The sequence below is a fragment of the Alteromonas sp. G5_S2_22_S1 genome (genome assembly GCF_054968525.1).
Window position 1 is genome coordinate 1 of the sequence record NZ_JBQKUJ010000012.1, and the last position, 15,979, is coordinate 15,979.

General features: G+C 43.8%; 13 protein-coding genes. 6 read left to right on the forward strand and 7 right to left on the reverse strand.

The annotated features are described in order from the left end of the window. The first annotated feature begins 429 nt into the window (after positions 1-429). Positions 430-894, forward strand: coding sequence for an RNA recognition motif domain-containing protein (locus ACTRWF_RS13190; RefSeq protein ID WP_012519748.1), 465 nt, complete (start codon positions 430-432; stop codon positions 892-894). Positions 895-958: 64 nt separating this feature from the next. Here ACTRWF_RS13190 and ACTRWF_RS13195 read toward each other — a convergent pair whose 3' ends face one another. Continuing rightward, the gene (locus ACTRWF_RS13195) at positions 959-2,284 is read right to left on the reverse strand and encodes a DUF5610 domain-containing protein (protein WP_462835683.1); all 1,326 of its coding nucleotides are present in this window, start codon (positions 2,282-2,284) and stop codon (positions 959-961) included. A 164-nt stretch (positions 2,285-2,448) separates the two neighbouring features. On the opposite strand from ACTRWF_RS13195, the gene trmA reads away from it, so the two are divergent. Next, entirely contained in the window at positions 2,449-3,546 is a 1,098-nt protein-coding gene (gene trmA / locus ACTRWF_RS13200; RefSeq protein ID WP_462835684.1) for a tRNA (uridine(54)-C5)-methyltransferase TrmA, read from the forward strand. Positions 3,547-3,595: 49 nt separating this feature from the next. On the opposite strand, the gene fabR is transcribed toward trmA, so the two are convergent. Beyond that, positions 3,596-4,189 carry an HTH-type transcriptional repressor FabR gene (gene fabR, locus ACTRWF_RS13205; RefSeq protein ID WP_012519751.1) on the reverse strand — a complete coding sequence of 198 codons (594 nt, stop codon included), beginning with the start codon at positions 4,187-4,189 and terminating at the stop codon, positions 3,596-3,598. Between the two features lie 341 nt (positions 4,190-4,530). On the opposite strand from fabR, the gene ACTRWF_RS13210 reads away from it, so the two are divergent. Beyond that, positions 4,531-5,658, forward strand: coding sequence for an acyl-CoA desaturase (locus ACTRWF_RS13210; protein WP_012519752.1), 1,128 nt, complete (start codon positions 4,531-4,533; stop codon positions 5,656-5,658). A gap of 204 nt (positions 5,659-5,862) precedes the next feature. Next, positions 5,863-7,284 carry a Si-specific NAD(P)(+) transhydrogenase gene (gene sthA / locus ACTRWF_RS13215; protein WP_462835685.1) on the forward strand — a complete coding sequence of 474 codons (1,422 nt, stop codon included), beginning with the start codon at positions 5,863-5,865 and terminating at the stop codon, positions 7,282-7,284. A gap of 54 nt (positions 7,285-7,338) precedes the next feature. Here sthA and ACTRWF_RS13220 read toward each other — a convergent pair whose 3' ends face one another. Beyond that, positions 7,339-7,644 carry a pyridine nucleotide transhydrogenase gene (locus ACTRWF_RS13220; protein ID WP_462835686.1) on the reverse strand — a complete coding sequence of 102 codons (306 nt, stop codon included), beginning with the start codon at positions 7,642-7,644 and terminating at the stop codon, positions 7,339-7,341. Positions 7,645-7,758: 114 nt separating this feature from the next. Here ACTRWF_RS13220 and ACTRWF_RS13225 point away from each other — a divergent pair, with 114 nt between their 5' ends. Next, complete coding sequence (locus ACTRWF_RS13225) at positions 7,759-8,346, forward strand: uracil-DNA glycosylase family protein (RefSeq protein WP_012519755.1); 588 nt, start codon at positions 7,759-7,761, stop codon at positions 8,344-8,346. On the opposite strand, the gene ACTRWF_RS13230 is transcribed toward ACTRWF_RS13225, so the two are convergent. After that, the gene (locus ACTRWF_RS13230; protein WP_012519756.1) at positions 8,343-10,568 is read right to left on the reverse strand and encodes a bifunctional diguanylate cyclase/phosphodiesterase; all 2,226 of its coding nucleotides are present in this window, start codon (positions 10,566-10,568) and stop codon (positions 8,343-8,345) included. The genes ACTRWF_RS13225 and ACTRWF_RS13230 overlap by 4 nt on opposite strands. A gap of 141 nt (positions 10,569-10,709) precedes the next feature. Here ACTRWF_RS13230 and ACTRWF_RS13235 point away from each other — a divergent pair, with 141 nt between their 5' ends. Then, complete coding sequence (locus tag ACTRWF_RS13235) at positions 10,710-11,615, forward strand: TIGR03899 family protein (RefSeq protein ID WP_012519757.1); 906 nt, start codon at positions 10,710-10,712, stop codon at positions 11,613-11,615. Here the strand turns inward: ACTRWF_RS13235 and ACTRWF_RS13240 are convergent. From ACTRWF_RS13240 to ACTRWF_RS13250, 3 genes are read right to left on the reverse strand one after another with little or no spacing between them, the layout of a single operon-like run. Next, positions 11,612-12,358: a phosphoadenylyl-sulfate reductase gene (locus ACTRWF_RS13240; RefSeq protein ID WP_020744285.1), complete on the reverse strand. Its 747-nt coding sequence runs from the start codon at positions 12,356-12,358 to the stop codon at positions 11,612-11,614. The genes ACTRWF_RS13235 and ACTRWF_RS13240 overlap by 4 nt on opposite strands. Next, positions 12,348-14,069 carry an assimilatory sulfite reductase (NADPH) hemoprotein subunit gene (cysI, locus tag ACTRWF_RS13245; protein ID WP_462835687.1) on the reverse strand — a complete coding sequence of 574 codons (1,722 nt, stop codon included), beginning with the start codon at positions 14,067-14,069 and terminating at the stop codon, positions 12,348-12,350. Before cysI ends, ACTRWF_RS13240 begins: the two co-directional genes overlap by 11 nt. Further along, positions 14,069-15,895 (reverse strand): assimilatory sulfite reductase (NADPH) flavoprotein subunit, encoded by a 1,827-nt coding sequence (locus ACTRWF_RS13250; RefSeq protein ID WP_012519760.1) that lies wholly within the window; start codon positions 15,893-15,895, stop codon positions 14,069-14,071. Before ACTRWF_RS13250 ends, cysI begins: the two co-directional genes overlap by 1 nt. Between the last annotated feature and the right edge of the window lie 84 nt (positions 15,896-15,979).

Here is a 15,979-nt window from a genome sequence, read left to right on the forward strand (position 1 = left end):
AGACCAACATTACTTTCAGTTGATTCGTTTTCCTTGCTCACCGCGAAGCGCGTTGCTTCTTAGTGGCTCACCCTGTTCGAGTGAGGTGCGCATTTTACATCGTTTGTTTTCGATGTCAACCTTGTTTTTAAACTTTTTATTTGCTTGAAAACTTGGTTTTGCACTTGTTGCTAAGTTGACTTTGTTTTTCTCGAAGCCCCCTCAGAACGTGGAGCGCATTATAGATACCTGATGAGAAAGATCAACAGTTAAATTGGTTTTTTTTGCTTTTTAGCACACTTTTGAGGTTAACCGCTCATTTCTGCATCATATCTACAAGCTCAATGCATCTTTCGGCTAGTTTTTTCACATTTTATTGTTCTAATTGTTACAAATGAGTAAACTGTATACAGCCTCCAACCCCATAATAAACAATAGAAAGGTAGGTATATGAAAGTAGGCTTTATTCAATGCGCCGTTATAAGCGCTATTTTTGCAATTGCAGGTTACTTGTTGTTTTCTTCTGCTAGTTTAAACGTTCATGTTCCACTAACCGTATCAGCAGCTCTGTTGATAAGCGGTATCGTCACTCCATGGCTAGCGTCTCTTATTCAAAGTCCATCTTCCTCAGATGCCAGAGCACACTCTAATGAAGGATCGATAGAAACCTTGTATGTAGGTAATTTGCCTTATCGAGCAAATGAAAACGCTGTGAAGGAATACTTCAGCAGTTTTATTGAAGTACAGTCAGTTCGGCTAATGAAGGATCGAAAAACGGGAAAGCGAAAAGGTTACGGTTTTATTGAAGTTGTTACCGATGACTTAAGTAGCGTTATAGATAAGACGAACGATTCTATTTTTCAAGAGCGTACATTGAAGGTTCGCCCAGCGAAAGATAAAGTCCATCACGAATAGTCTTCATTCGCATGTAAAAAAGCCCGGTTAGCATTTGCTCCGGGCTTTTTCATATGAGGAAGGTTTAAGACTCGCTGGCTTCTAAAGATTGCGGTAGTCCGTCTAGTAAAGTCTGATTAAAAGATCGAAATCTATTAATAGCGGATATCAAGTCAGGCACCTGCACATCTTTCATTTCATTTATTAATCCAGCAATTAACGCATTGTAGTCTTCGCTACTTGCTAGCTTATTCTCTGCATTAGCAAACGTATCCATCATCTTTTCTAGATACTGGGCAACTGGACTTACTACGTTACCGTATTTAGCATTATCGCTATTATCCTCATTATAATGCTGGATGTTCTCGTATGTCTTTAGCACTTCAGTTTGTGTGGTTCTATTAAGCTGCAGTGCGTAACCCACCAGTTCTTTATCGTCAAAGCCTAAACTCAATGCTTCTTCATATGCTTTATCGATATCACCATTATAAAAGGTATCAGCTAAGTCTTGAACTTGACCCACTAAATTCGCAATAGACTCTAGTTCACCTTCATCAAGTTCTCCTTTGAGGGAAAAACTGATTCCGCTTCGTTCATAGTACTGATAAGAAGTCTGTTGAGAATAAGCCGCTGTACTTTCAGTGTCACTCTGTTGGTCTAACTCTCCTGAACTATCTTGTTGCTCTTGTGAGATCTGCGCTTGATAGCTTAACTGTTGAGACGCTTTAAAAGACTGTAAGCTTTCAAAACTAAAGCTGACTTCATCGCCGTCTTTTGTCCGTATCATCAAGCTTCCGCTCTTTTCTTCTGATGCCGCTACTGCATTTAGTGTGGATATGGAGACAGCGTTAGGCTGCTGACGACCAAAGATATCGGTTTCAAGATCATTGATTCCCGTATCAATGAGATCGCGGCTTTTTGTCATGCCCTGCTCTATCTCATCATTCATGAAACCCGCTAAATCTTTTTCTGCCATGGCAAAACCACGACTTACGCCTTCTCTCGCCTGACTAAATAAACCATTTAGCTTTTCTTCACTTGCTCCACCATCGGCGGCCCCGCGAATTACACCGCCAACAAACTTAAGTACATTTCTAGCCACCTTTTCGAAGTCGAATAACTTAGAAGATTCTTCGTCCAGCGCTTTTCCTTTCGTTTCTTGCGGCTTTTGTCCGTCAATCTCTAACGCTTGGTTCAGGTTACTGCTCACTACCCGTAAACCTATACTCGTTTGACTGCTTGAAACAGATACAGACGCCGCTTGCTGCTTAGAAAACTCTGCTGCTTGTTGCAACCCATCTTGCTGCAACTGCTTTTTCAATACTTCATTCGGGTGAACCGTCGCTTTCTGTTCAGCTTTTTGCTCGACCTTTTGATCGCCCATGAAAGCTTTAATTTGACCCACGTTCATAATTTGATCCTCACTATCCTCTTTCTTATTATCGGCGACGATTCAGTATTGTTTAATTTTAATACAGCTTTTTTTATACGATTTTTATAGAAGTAACTAGCGCTTGTTGCAGTTATTTTATAAGGGACTACAATTCGCGACCTCAACTATCAATGGAGAATTTTATGTCGGCCGATGAACAACAACGTTATCAAGCGCAGTTAGACGAAAAAGTAGATCGTCTTTCGGCGTTACTTTCTCCATTTAATGCGCCTAAAACTTCGGTTTACCCATCACAGCCTACTCACTATCGTATGCGCGCAGAATTTAGGGTGTGGCACGAGGGCGACGACCTCTTTCACATCATGTTTGATCAGGAAACAAAAGAAAAATATCGCGTAGATAGTTTCCCTCCCGCGTGCAAAACAATTAACGATGCGATGGAAAAGCTACTAAACGAAATTCGCCCTAATGAAATACTAAGAAAGAAGTTGTTTCAGATAGATTACCTTTCAGCGCTATCTGGTGAACTCGTTATTAGCCTTTTATACCATCGCCAGTTAGATGATGAATGGGAAGCTGCCGCAAAGTCTCTTAAAAGTACGTTGGAAACGCACTTCCCGAAAGTGAATATTATTGGCCGTGCAAGAAAACAAAAACGCATTATCGACAACGATTTTGTTATTGAGCGTTTGCCAGTAAAGGGTAATGAGTTCGTATTCAAGCATATCGAGAACAGCTTTACTCAGCCTAATGCTGAAGTAAATTGTAAGATGATTGAATGGGCTCTGGACTGCGTTAAGCCTCTATCTGGTGATCTATTGGAAATGTACTGCGGTGCCGGTAACTTCTCATTACCGCTGGCCCTTCACTTCGATAACGTAGTGGGTACTGAAATAGCGAAACCCTCGGTACAAGCAGCGCAGTTTAATATTGAACAAAACAGACTGCACAATGTAAAAATTGTCAGGTTAGCTGCAGAAGAATTTACGCAAGCTATGAAAGGAGAACGTACGTTTAGCCGATTAGAGGGTATCGATCTTAGCGAGTATAACTTTACGACTGTACTCGTCGATCCACCAAGAGCTGGGTTAGATGAAGATTCATTAAGAATGATTCAAGATTACGACAATATTGTGTATATCTCTTGTAACCCTGAAACCTTAGCGCAAAACCTTGAACTATTGAGTGAAACTCACGACGTCGCTCAATCGGCACTATTTGATCAATTTCCTTTCACCCATCATATTGAGGCAGGTGTTTTACTTACACGCAAAGGCTAGTTTGCGTGTAAGTTTTCAGTATCATAACATTCCTATAATACTGTTGGTGTTAGCTTTTCTGGGTAGCACCTACCTGAACAAAGCGAAGTTGAGCTTTGACTTTTTCGCCAATTTCCTTGCGTAGCTTTTCATCAGCTTCTAACGCCTCAGCGCCTGCACTAAATACTAGCCTTACCATGGCGTCAGCTTGAAGTTGTGCACAGGAATACTCCACACCTTGCTGCTCAATGATGTAGTCAGTGAGTTCGTCTATGAAGTGTTGGATTTCTCTGAATACTGCTAGCCGGTAGGCAGACGACGTGCCAGTATGCTCACGCAGTAATAAACGGAAAACGTTTGTATTGGCCGCAATGAACTCCATAAAGGTTTCAACAGAGGTATGGATAACACCGCCCCCTGACGCGATACGTCGTCTTGCCTGACGCATAAGCTGACGCAATGCTAAACCCGCTTCATCCACCAGCGTTAAACCCAGCTCATCCATATCTTTAAAGTGCCTATAAAAAGACGTAGGTGCAATGCCTGCTTCTCTGGCGACTTCACGCAAGCTGATTGCCGACAAACTACGGTTTTCGTCTAGCAGTGAAAAAGCAGCATGGATGATATTTTGGCGGGTTTTTAATTTCTGTTCTTGTCGACTCACATTTGCAACCTATGTTGATTAACGTTCAATGGCCCGATGATTTGCAGCACTTTACGATGTAAATTCTGCATCATCTGAATAGCCATTAATGAAATCAAACTTCTTACATCAAGGACTAGCGTGCGTAGTTTATCGCAACACACGCTAATGGGGAAAGAGAAACAAAATCATCTCTTTTATAAACAAGGGCTAAGCATTAATTAGTTTACTTTACCTACATTTCATCCACCCTCGGCTATAATTAAATTTTACACATGTAAGCAGAACTTATCTGGGTTTTGCTTGCCTGAAGCCTCGTAAAACGATAAATTAGCGAACAGTTGTAAGCCAAGTTGTATAAAATGAAAAAACCTCCTCTTATCCTAACTAATGCGCTGGTATTTATAATATCTGGCGCAATAGCATTTATTGGTGTGCCGCTATGGGTGGCGTATCAAGGCATTGATTGGGCAGAAATTGGTACTGCTATATTTCTGTTCTACTTTACCGGCATGTCAATTACTGCTGGTTATCACCGTCTGTGGTCTCACAAGACCTACGATGCAAACATTGTTGTGCGTGTCATTCTTGCTATCGGCGGCGCTATGGCCTTGCAGAATAGTATTTTGCATTGGTCTTCTGATCACCGTGTGCATCACCGCCATGTAGACGACAACGACAAAGATCCTTACTCTGCAAAGAAAGGGCTTTGGTTCGCGCACATCGGCTGGATGTTACGCGAGTATCAAGCTAAGCGTTACGATGACTACAGCAACTGTAAAGACCTGCAAAAAGATAGCGTGGTGATGTGGCAGCACAAATACTACTTACCTATCGTACTCGCTGCTAACTTTGGCATTACTGGTCTATTAGGCTATTTGAACGGCGACGTAATGGGCATGATTTTAGTAGCGGGCGTTCTTCGGTTGGTGCTAGTTCATCATGTTACGTTTTTTATTAATTCTCTGGCCCATTTTTGGGGTAGTCAGCCTTATACCGATAAAAATACGGCGCGAGATAATGGCGTTTTAGCTTTCTTCACGTTTGGCGAGGGTTATCACAACTACCACCATATCTTTGAATACGATTACCGCAACGGCATTCGTTGGTATCAGTTTGATCCTACTAAATGGCTAATCAAAGGGCTGTCTTATGTAGGTTTAACGTCGAACCTTCGCAAAGTACCTGAAGAGCGCATCGAAAAGGCACTGGCGGCCATGCAGCTTCAAAGGGCTAGTGAGAAAGTATCGGTACTGCCCAACGCTGAAGAAATGATGCACACTATTCAAGAAGAGTACGACCTGCTTATGCAGCGAATGAGTGAATACTACGCGACGAAAAAGCGCGTGATGCGTGTTAAGCAACGCACCTTAAAACGCAGTATTGAAGGGTTAGAACTTGCATATAAGTACAAAGAACTGAAGCACGCGTTTGCTGTGCAGAAAGAAAAATGGACACATTTGCAAAGCTTATCGTTACAAATGGCCTAGCCCCTAACTTTCTGTAAATTAAGTTTTGGAAAAACCACATAAGTGCCTGCTTATGTGGTTTTTTTTATCCTATAGTTGGAATTACAAGACAACTAAGGTAGTACTATATTTATAGCAACTTCTTAAACGGTTTATGCCGTTGCGAAGTTGGCGCGCATTTACGATGTCGCCACCTCACCAGTCGTTACACAATAGGAAAGTAAAATGGCAGCTAAGCAAAAACAGAAATCACCTTCTTATCATTATGACGCGATAGTTATTGGTACGGGTCCTGGCGGAGAAGGTGTTGCTATGCAACTTGCCAAGGCCGGTAAAAAAGTGGCTGTTGTAGAGCGCTATGAAGCGGTGGGTGGAGGCTGTACGCATTGGGGAACCATCCCCTCGAAAGCGCTTCGTCATTCAGTTAGCCGGCTCATTGAGTACAACTCATCGCCTCTGTTTGCCGATAACCATTTAAGCAAGAGCCTTACGTTCTCAGATATCATGCGTCATGCCAGTGGCGTTGTGAAAAGCCAAACACGCCTTCGCTCTTCCTTTTACGATAGAAACCGGGTGACACTGTTTTACGGCGAAGCAAGCTTTGTTGATGCGCATACTTTAGAGATAATGCGAGAAGATGGTTCAAAAGACACGGTTACTGCAGCGCAAATAGCTATCGCTACTGGTTCCCGTCCCTACTGCCCGAAAGACATCGATTTTAATCATCCAAGGGTTTATAACTCAGATACCATTTTGTCGTTAGATCACGACCCTAAATCCATCATAATCTACGGTGCGGGTGTTATCGGTTCTGAATATGCCAGCATTTTTAGAGGGTTAGGTGTTAAAGTTGATCTGGTTAACATGCGCGATCGCTTACTTTCATTTCTAGATGATGAAATTTCCGACGCCCTGAGTTACCACTTATGGAATAACGGCGTTCTCATTCGCCACAACGAAACGTATTCATCGGTCGAAACGTTAGATGACTCTGTGATTTTAAACCTTGAATCAGGTAAGCGAATGCGAGCAGACTGTTTACTGTTTGCTAACGGGCGTACGGGTAACACCGATACCCTTAAGCTGGAGAATGTTGGTCTTAAAGCAGACAACAGAGGGCAACTGCGCGTAAACGAAAACTATCAGACAGAGATAGATAATATCTATGCCGTCGGTGATGTCATTGGCTACCCTAGTTTAGCATCAGCGGCATATAACCAAGGCCGGTTTGCAGCAGAAGCCATGCTTGGAATAAGCACTCATTCAGCGCTTGTTGCCGATATCCCTTCCGGTATTTACACTATTCCGGAAATAAGCTCCGTAGGCAAGACAGAGCAGGAGTTAACAGCCGCTAAAGTGCCTTATGAAGTAGGACGAGCACAGTTCAAGCATTTGGCTAGAGCACAAATTGCGTCCACGCAAACCGGTAGTCTTAAGATTCTCTTTCATCGTGAAACAAAAGAAATTTTGGGCATTCACTGCTTCGGAGAGCGTGCCTCAGAAATTGTGCACATCGGGCAAGCTATCATGCAGCAAAAAGGTGAAGGTAATACCATTGACTACTTCGTTAATACCACATTTAACTATCCGACTATGGCTGAAGCCTATCGCGTTGCAGCGATAAACGGCTTGAACAGGATTTTCTAACAGGCACAAAAAAGCCGGCGAAATTGTCGCCGGCTTATATGCGTTAACTAAAAACTAGTTACGGTTCGCAGCAAGCGCGTTTAGCGAATCTTTATGTGCTACGATGTCGATGTGCATATTTTCTTGATCGAATGTCATTGTCGCAATAGCGTAGTCACCCTGACTTTCGCTTGCAATGTCGATAAGCTTTGTCTGTGCATCACGGAAACGAATGTTATTGTCGATTTGGCTCGACATACATTGGTTGTTCATTTCGAATGTTTTCGCATCCATGCAATCGAAAAGCTGGTTGCTACCAGATTCCGCATGCGCAATACCAAAGGCTGCTGATAGAGCTAATGTTAGTACTACTTTACGCATGTTTCTTCTCCTGTGTTACAGTCTTTCACTGTCACTATTAAACATACTGTATATACATTAGATAGTCAAATTGAGATCATAGTTTTGTGACAAAAGTATTACAACCAGAAATATTTGGAGAAAAAAGTGAAAGGGCACGATGAACTGGCAGCTGAAGCGAGAAATTGCGCCTTATGCGCTCAGTACCTTCCTCACACTCCTAACCCTATTTTCAGTACGGCAAAATTTGCCAAAGTACTTATTATTGGTCAAGCACCTGGGTTGAAGGCTCATGAAAGTGGCATTGCCTTTAACGATGCAAGCGGTGATAGACTGCGTAGCTGGCTGTCAGTATCAAAACCTACCTTTTACAACCCTAAACTCATTTCTATTCTGCCTATGGGATTTTGTTTCCCGGGATACAAAAACGGTGCGGATGCTCCACCCCGAAAAGAGTGCGCGCCTACTTGGCATCAGGCTTTCCTGTCACAAATAAGGCCAGAACTCACGGTCTATATTGGCCGTTACGCGCAGCAATACTATTTGCCCGAATATAAAAATTTAACAGACGCCGTTTACACTACGTTTGCAGCGAACGCCGGTCACGTCGCTTTACCTCACCCGTCGGGCAGAAATAACCGCTGGCTCGCAAAAAATAAGTGGTTTGAGGAAGAAAGCCTGCCGATGCTCCAACACTATGTTTCGAACGCGTTACAAAACTAATCGTGGTTCTCTAAAAACGCTAAAAGCGCGTCAAACGGCATGGGTTTCGCGTAAAGGTAACCTTGCGCCTCATCACAGCCTAACTTAATCATGTAGCTAGCCTGCTCTCTTTTTTCCACGCCTTCCGCAATGGTTAATAAGCCTAGTTTATTACCTAAGGTAACAATTGTTTCAGCCAGCACTGCACTCGCACCTGGCTTAATATCTTTTACAAAAGAGCGGTCTACCTTCAGTCGGTCTAGAGGTAACTGCTGCAAGTAACTCATTGATGAAAAACCGGTGCCGAAGTCATCTATCGCTATTTTCACCCCAAATTCTTTTAGCGAGCGTAATGCATCAATCACTATTTGAGGCTCATCCATAACAACACTCTCTGTAATTTCCAGCTCTAGACGGCTGGGATCACAGTTAGCATTTGACAGGGCGTGCTTTACCTTTTCTACAAATAACCTATCTCGGAATTGCGGAATAGAAATGTTGACTGCTACGCGTAGGTGGCCATAGTTTTTTTCTTTCAACGCTTGAAGACGGCGGCACGACTCTTCTAATACCCATTCACCAATATCTACGATGAGGCCAGAATACTCTGCGAGGGGTACAAAGATCGCCGGTGAGATATACCCACCATCGCCATCAGGCCACCGCAGTAAACCTTCCATACCCACTACTTTTTCGTTTAGTAAATCTATTTGGGGTTGAAACCAAAGCTCTAGCTTTCGTGCAGCAAAATCACTTCTAAGACGACGGATCATATCGAGACGCCAGGTTGTCTGGTCCTCAATGTCTTTCGCGTAATATTCAAAGTTATCTGTAAGGTTTTTCTTAGCGCGGTTTAAGGCAATATTGGTACGCTTTAAAATTTCAATACCAATATTGCGTTTGTTATCTAACTTACAAAATCCAAGTGTCACGTTTACTGGAAGTGTGTGATCGCCGACTTTAAAAGACGATTGAAAGATAGCGTTAATCGCTTCTGGACAAACCAATTCATCGGGACCAATCAGCCCAAATACGTCCGCACCAATACGGCCTTTTTTAACCAGTCCATCAAAAGAAGTTTGAAAACGACCACTAATAGCCCGCAGTAATTCGTTTCCCACTTCCTGGCCTAACCCGTCATTAACGTCTGAAAAGTGATTAACATCGATAAGGGCCACACTGCAGTTTTCCCCGGCGAATAGGTGGGGCTTATCCAACATGTTAATAAATTCGTTGCGATTTGGAAGGCGCGTTAGCCAGTCACGAAACGCTGCATTTCTTAGCTCGTGGAAAAGGTTTACGTTTTCATATCCAACGGAAATGCTTGATAAGAAAACTTCCAGCAAATGCTTGTCAAGCTCGCTTATTTCATGAGTCTGGCGCACGTATACTGCCGCTTCAAAGCCCGCTCTACTGATATAAAGTACCGAGCAGCTTGGCTCGAAAATATGCTTTTTAAGCCGTAAACAGCGAACGACGTTTTCTTCTATTTCTATATTTTTAACGTCGGCTACTGGATGATTAATAAACTTAGCATACTCACCCGCTGCACCTAAAACGTAAACTTCAGAATCATCCCTGTCGAGCAATGAACCTGCTCTTGCACATAACAAGCCTTCTGAATCGAGCCCAATTAAAGAGCTTATTTGAGTAACGACACCTTCGCAGAATTCTTTTACGGAATGTTCTTCAAACAGGTTAGCCGAGGAGGTAATAATTTTCTCCAAGCCTGCGCGGCTTTGGCTAATGGTAATAATTTGCTGATAAGAACGCAGAGAAGAGATAATAGTTGTTAGTAGTTTTGCTCGAGTGAGCTCTGTCTTGGTTTTATAGTCATTGATATCGTAGACTTTTATGACTTGTTCTTCGGGCGCATATCCTGGCTGACCCGTGCGCAGGATTATTCTCGGCTCGAACAACTTCATATCCTCACGGATGTACTTAACTACATCGAAACCAGCGTCATCGGTTTCCATGACCACGTCGAGCAAGATAATAGCAATACTGTTGCTATATTCATGAAGTAACGCTTTAGCCTGCTTTGCTGAATAAGCGTGGATAAAGTTTAATTTACGATCGTTTACGACAAGGTCAGACAGCGCAAGGCGCGTAACCGTGTGAATCTCTTCATCATCGTCAACAATGAGAATGTTCCAATCTTTGCCCAAGAGAACTTGCTCTTCAACTGAACCATCGTCATCTAAAAAAATCAATTCGTCGTTATCGTAATCCATTGCCGACATTACCGCTCATTTCCTCGAAACACACAAAACAAGAACGTATTACTCATAGTCTAAAGCGACGATTACATTGATATATAGGTTACGCAATGCAATAGTGCTCTCATGTCACATGCCATTTTACATTCAGTCATTTAACCATTTATGAAGATTACACCCCAGCATTTTCCTCAAGAGGTAGAAAAACCACGGCAAGCGGGAAATGACAGCGCCAAGACTACGGCTGAACAAGCTACTGCAGAAAAAGCGGCTGGTACAGTGAAAGCTGATGCTAGTCGTCAACGCATGCTTTCGTGGTTCGCACGAGTAGGTATCAGCCCCTCGTTGATGTCTTCTGATCCAAAGAAGCAAAAACATGCATTGGAACGAAGAAAACAAATTTTAGAAACACAAAAAGCGAGCAATCTTCAAGCAGTTTTAAATATAGCACTAAATGTGACAATCAACGAACAAACTAGCGATAATCTTGACCCTGATTGGTTTTTCGCATTTAGTACCATGGCTGAAGAGATTTACAGCCAGCCCATGCAGGAATTATGGGGTAAAATTTTCGCAGTGGAAGTCGCACGGCCCGGTAGCTTTTCTTTAAGAACACTTCAGCTATTAAAAACGCTCACACATCGCGACGCTAAAGTGTTTAATAAAGCCGTTAATATCGCCAGCCGCAGAAATAACGACGCAGTACCGCGTATATTGGTGGGCTATCACAAACGCAAGGGGCTGCTCTCGCTGTTTAAACGCCCCGTGCCAGAGCAAATAAATTTAGCTACCGTTGGATTAAGTTATCCCGACTTATTGTCGTTACAAGAAATGAAGTTAATTTACGCCAGCGAGATTGAAAGTGGCGTATATGCCGAAGGGCAACAGGTTACATGGCGGTGTGTGAATGAGAATATGACCTTAACCTGTAAAACCTCCGATGTTGCACTGGTGTATTACAAGTTCACCTCTGTAGGTAGCGAGCTTTACAAACTTGTCACCAAATCACCCAACAACGCTTACCTTCAAGAATTAAAGGCGGTATTAGGCGAGGTATTTAACATAAGCTAAATACCATCACCAAACTCGTGTAAACCGCATTCACGTTTTAACCCAAAGAAACGGGTATCTTGTTCACTCATTCCTTCTTGAAGAGATTGCGTGGTGTGCCAGTCACCAATAGACACGTAACCCTGCTCCCATAGCGGATGATAGGACAACTCGTTATCTTTAAGATAATAGTGCAAGTCCTTGTTGCTCCAATCAATAATTGGATAGAGCTTAAATTGCTGACCTACTTTTTGTAGCACAGGTAGTTTGCCACGGGTATCGGATTGGCTTCGGCGCAAGCCGGCAAACCAAGTGCCTGCTTTTAAGTCTCCCAACGCACGCTGCATTGGCTCAACTTTGTTCATCTTGTTGTATTTTTCAATACCTTCAATGCCTTGCTCCCAAAGCCTACCAAAGCGTGCTTCTTGCCACGCAGATGACATTTTTGCGCTGTAAACGTGCAAATTTAAATTAAGCTTCTCAACCAGCTCATCGATAAACTTGTACGTTTCTGGAAAAAGATAACCGGTGTCAGTAAGCACAACAGGGATATCCGGCTGTGCTTGAGTAAGCATGTGCAGCATAACTGCCGACTGTGCTCCGAAACTCGAAGACACGATATGAGTATCGGGCAAGTTATCCAGCGCCCAAGCAACTCGCTCTTGCGCTGTCATTTTTTCCAACATATCGTTGATATCAGCAAGATCTTCCTTGCTGATATCAAGCGTAAGTGGTTGCTGCTTTTCTGCTGTATTATTCGTCATAGAAATCCCGTGCGGAGTCTACTACTGGTTTTACAACACCAGCGCGAACAACATAATCACCAAAGGCCTCGCCACTCTCACGCTCTTTAGCCCATTGACCAAGTAGCGTATCTAGCTCTGCCATGATTTCTTGTTCGCTAATGTTTTCACGATACATACGTGGGATACGTGTACCCTCGCGGTTACCCCCTAAGTGCAAGTTGTACTTGCCTGGACCTTTACCAACCAAGCCCACTTCAGACAACATCGCGCGACCACAGCCATTTGGGCATCCTGTTACGCGGAAGATAACACTGTCTTCTTCCAGGCCGTGTTTGGCAAGTAAGCCCTCTAGCTCGGTAACAGCATCTGGCAGGTAACGCTCAGCTTCCGCCATTGCTAGCGGGCAAGTTGGCAATGCGACACAGGCCATTGAATCAAGACGCTGATTAGAAACACTTGGCGCAATAAGACCATGCTCACGAGCCAAGGCTTCTATCTTGTCTTTGTCTTGTGGCGGAACCCCTGCAATAATCAAGTTCTGGTTTGCAGTTAAACGGAAATCCCCTTTGTGTATTTTGGCAATTTCTGCGCAACCTGTTTTTAGTGTTTTACCTGGATAATCCAAAATACGACCATTTTCGATAAACACAGTCAGGTGGTATTTGCCGTCAATTCCTTCAACCCAGCCGAAGCGGTCACCACGGTCGGTAAACTCATAAGGGCGGCTATCCTGGAAAGTCACGCCAGCACGCTTTTCCACTTCAGCTTTGAAGTTGTCTACGCCAACACGCTCTAGGGTGTATTTGGTCTTCGCGTTCTTACGATTAACACGGTTACCCCAATCACGCTGCGTAGTAACAACCGCAGCGGCAACGTCTAGCGTGTTTTCCAGCGGTATAAAACCGAAGTCAGAGGCTTTGCGCGGATACGTACTCTTATCACCGTGGGTCATTGCAAGACCACCACCAACAAGAACGTTAAAGCCAACTAGCTGACCATTTTCTGCAATCGCAACAAAGTTAAGGTCGTTGGCGTGAACATCTACGTCGTTTTGCGGAGGAATAACCACGGTAGTTTTAAACTTACGCGGCAGATAGTTATCACCTAAAATAGGTTCAACAGGCTTTTCAGTAGTCTCAACTTTTTCACCGTCCAACCAAATTTCAGCATAGGCGCGAGTCTTAGGAAGTAAGTGTTCACTTATCTTTTTCGCCCATTCAAACGCCTGAAGGTGAAGCTCGGATTCAACCGGGTTAGAGGTACATAGTACGTTTCTGTTTACATCGCCCGCCGTTGCAATAGAGTCAATGCCAGCTTTGTTCAGCATTTGGTGCATAGACTTAATCTTAGGCTTTAACACACCATGAAACTGGAAAGTTTGACGAGTGGTTAAGCGAATGCTGCCGTACATGGTGTGGTCAGCGGCAAACTTATCAATCGCTAGCCATTGATCAGGCGTGATTACGCCGCCCGGTAAACGCGCACGCAGCATCACATTGTGAAGCGGCTCAAGTTTTTGCTTTGCACGCTCAGCGCGAATATCACGGTCGTCTTGTTGGTACATTCCGTGGAAGCGAATAAGCTGGAAGTTATCAGCTGTGAAACCACCGGTAAGATCATCTTTAAGATCGGTAGTGATGGTACCGCGCAAATTATTACTTTCGCGTTTTAAGCGCTCGTTGTCAGCCAGTTTGCCCTCAACGATAAATGGTGATTTTTCGTTACTCATTAATAGACATCCTTCTGATAACGTTTCGCTTTTCGTAACTCTACAATATAGGCTTTGGCATCGGCTTCTGACTTACCGCCGTGCTCTTGCACTATAGTAATTAGGGCATTTTCAACATCTTTCGCCATGTGCATGGCATCGCCACACACATAGAAATGTGCGCCCTGTTCTAGCCATTCGTACACCTCTTTACCGTGTTCAAGTAAACGGTGTTGAACGTATACTTTCTCTTCCTGATCACGGGAGAACGCCAGCGTAATTTTATCTAGCAGGCCTTCTTTAACGTAACCTTGCCACTCTACTTGATACAAGAAATCTTGCGTAAAGTGTGGGTTACCAAAGAACAACCAGTTTTTGCCTTCAGCGCCTTGTACATCACGCTCTTGCATAAACGATCTAAACGGTGCAATACCTGTGCCTGGTCCCACCATAATAACAGGAGTATTCGGATCAGCCGGCAAGCGGAAGTTGTCGTTGTTTTCAACAAACACATCAACTTCACCGTTTTCCTCTAAATACTCACAAAGGAAACCCGACGCCCCACCTTGGTGACGATGGCCGAACGCTTCATAATCAACGTGCGCCACAGTTAAATGAACTTCTTCTTCAACTTCTGCTTGGCTTGACGCAATTGAATACAAGCGTGGGGTAAGCGGGCGAAGTGCTTCAACCAGCTGCTGTTCTGAAATCTTACCTGGGTGGTCGCGAGCAATATCGATAATCTGACGCTCGGCCATATAAGTGCGAAGCTGCGCTTTATCTTCCATGAGCGTCGCTAGCGTTTCAGAGCCTGTTGCTGCTTGGTACGACTTAATAAAGTTAGGGTAGCTTAACGTTAATTCTAGCTTTGAAGTTAATGCATCAGTAAGTGACATAGTTGCGTCACCCACAGTTACCTCTGCATCACCGTTTAACGACAATATGCTAATAAGTTCAGATACTAACGACGGCGCATTTTTAAACCAAACACCAAGCGCATCGCCTGGTTGGTAAGTAATGCCGCTGTCCTCTAAGCTTATTTCGATATGGCGGATGTCTTTGATTGAATCACGCCCTGTGATTTTTTGAGACTCAATTAAGGTTGCTTTGAACGGTGCCTTTTTGGTGTAAGTTTGCGCCGCAACACCTTGCACTGCTGCGCCAGTTTGTGCCGCTACCGCAGTTTGCGGTGCTGCACTAAAGTCTTCTTTTAACGACTCGATTAATTTAGCTAACCACGCTTGTGCTTCAGCTTCATAATCAACATCACAGTCAAGACGCTCAATAATCGCTTTGCCACCCAGTTTACCTAGGCGCTCATCAAAATCTTTACCTGTCTGGCAAAAGAACTCGTAACTGCTGTCACCTAACCCCACTACAGCATATTTGGTATTGGCAAGTTTTGGCGCTTTCTTGCCTGCCAAAAACTCGTGCAGTTCAATGGCATCATCCGGTGCATCGCCTTCCCCGTGAGTACTAACAAATACTGCAACGTGGGTTTCCGACTTCAAGTTACGTGGCTTGTAATCTGCCATGCTAACTAGCTTGCTGTTGAAGCCCGCTTCTTCAGCTTTAGCTTGACACTGAGCCGCTAAACCTTTTGCGTTACCGGTTTGCGACCCGTACAAAATAGTAAGCGTTGGCGCGTCACCAGCACCGACTGCTGGAGCACTTTGCAATGCTGGTGCAATCGAACCGCCTTGTGCAGCCGCCATGCCTGCTGCATAGCCACTTACCCAAGTAAGTTGATCACGATTTAAGCCTGCAATGGCTTGCGTAATCGCATTCCACTGCTGTTCGTTTAATACCGCGCCTGGCGCTGAGTTCGAATTAGAATCTTGTGACATAGTCTTTTAGCCTTTTATCAATGGCGCTAAGGCTAACGGCTTTCTACAAGAAGAGAAAAGAATAAATGAAACTTTTTTATTACT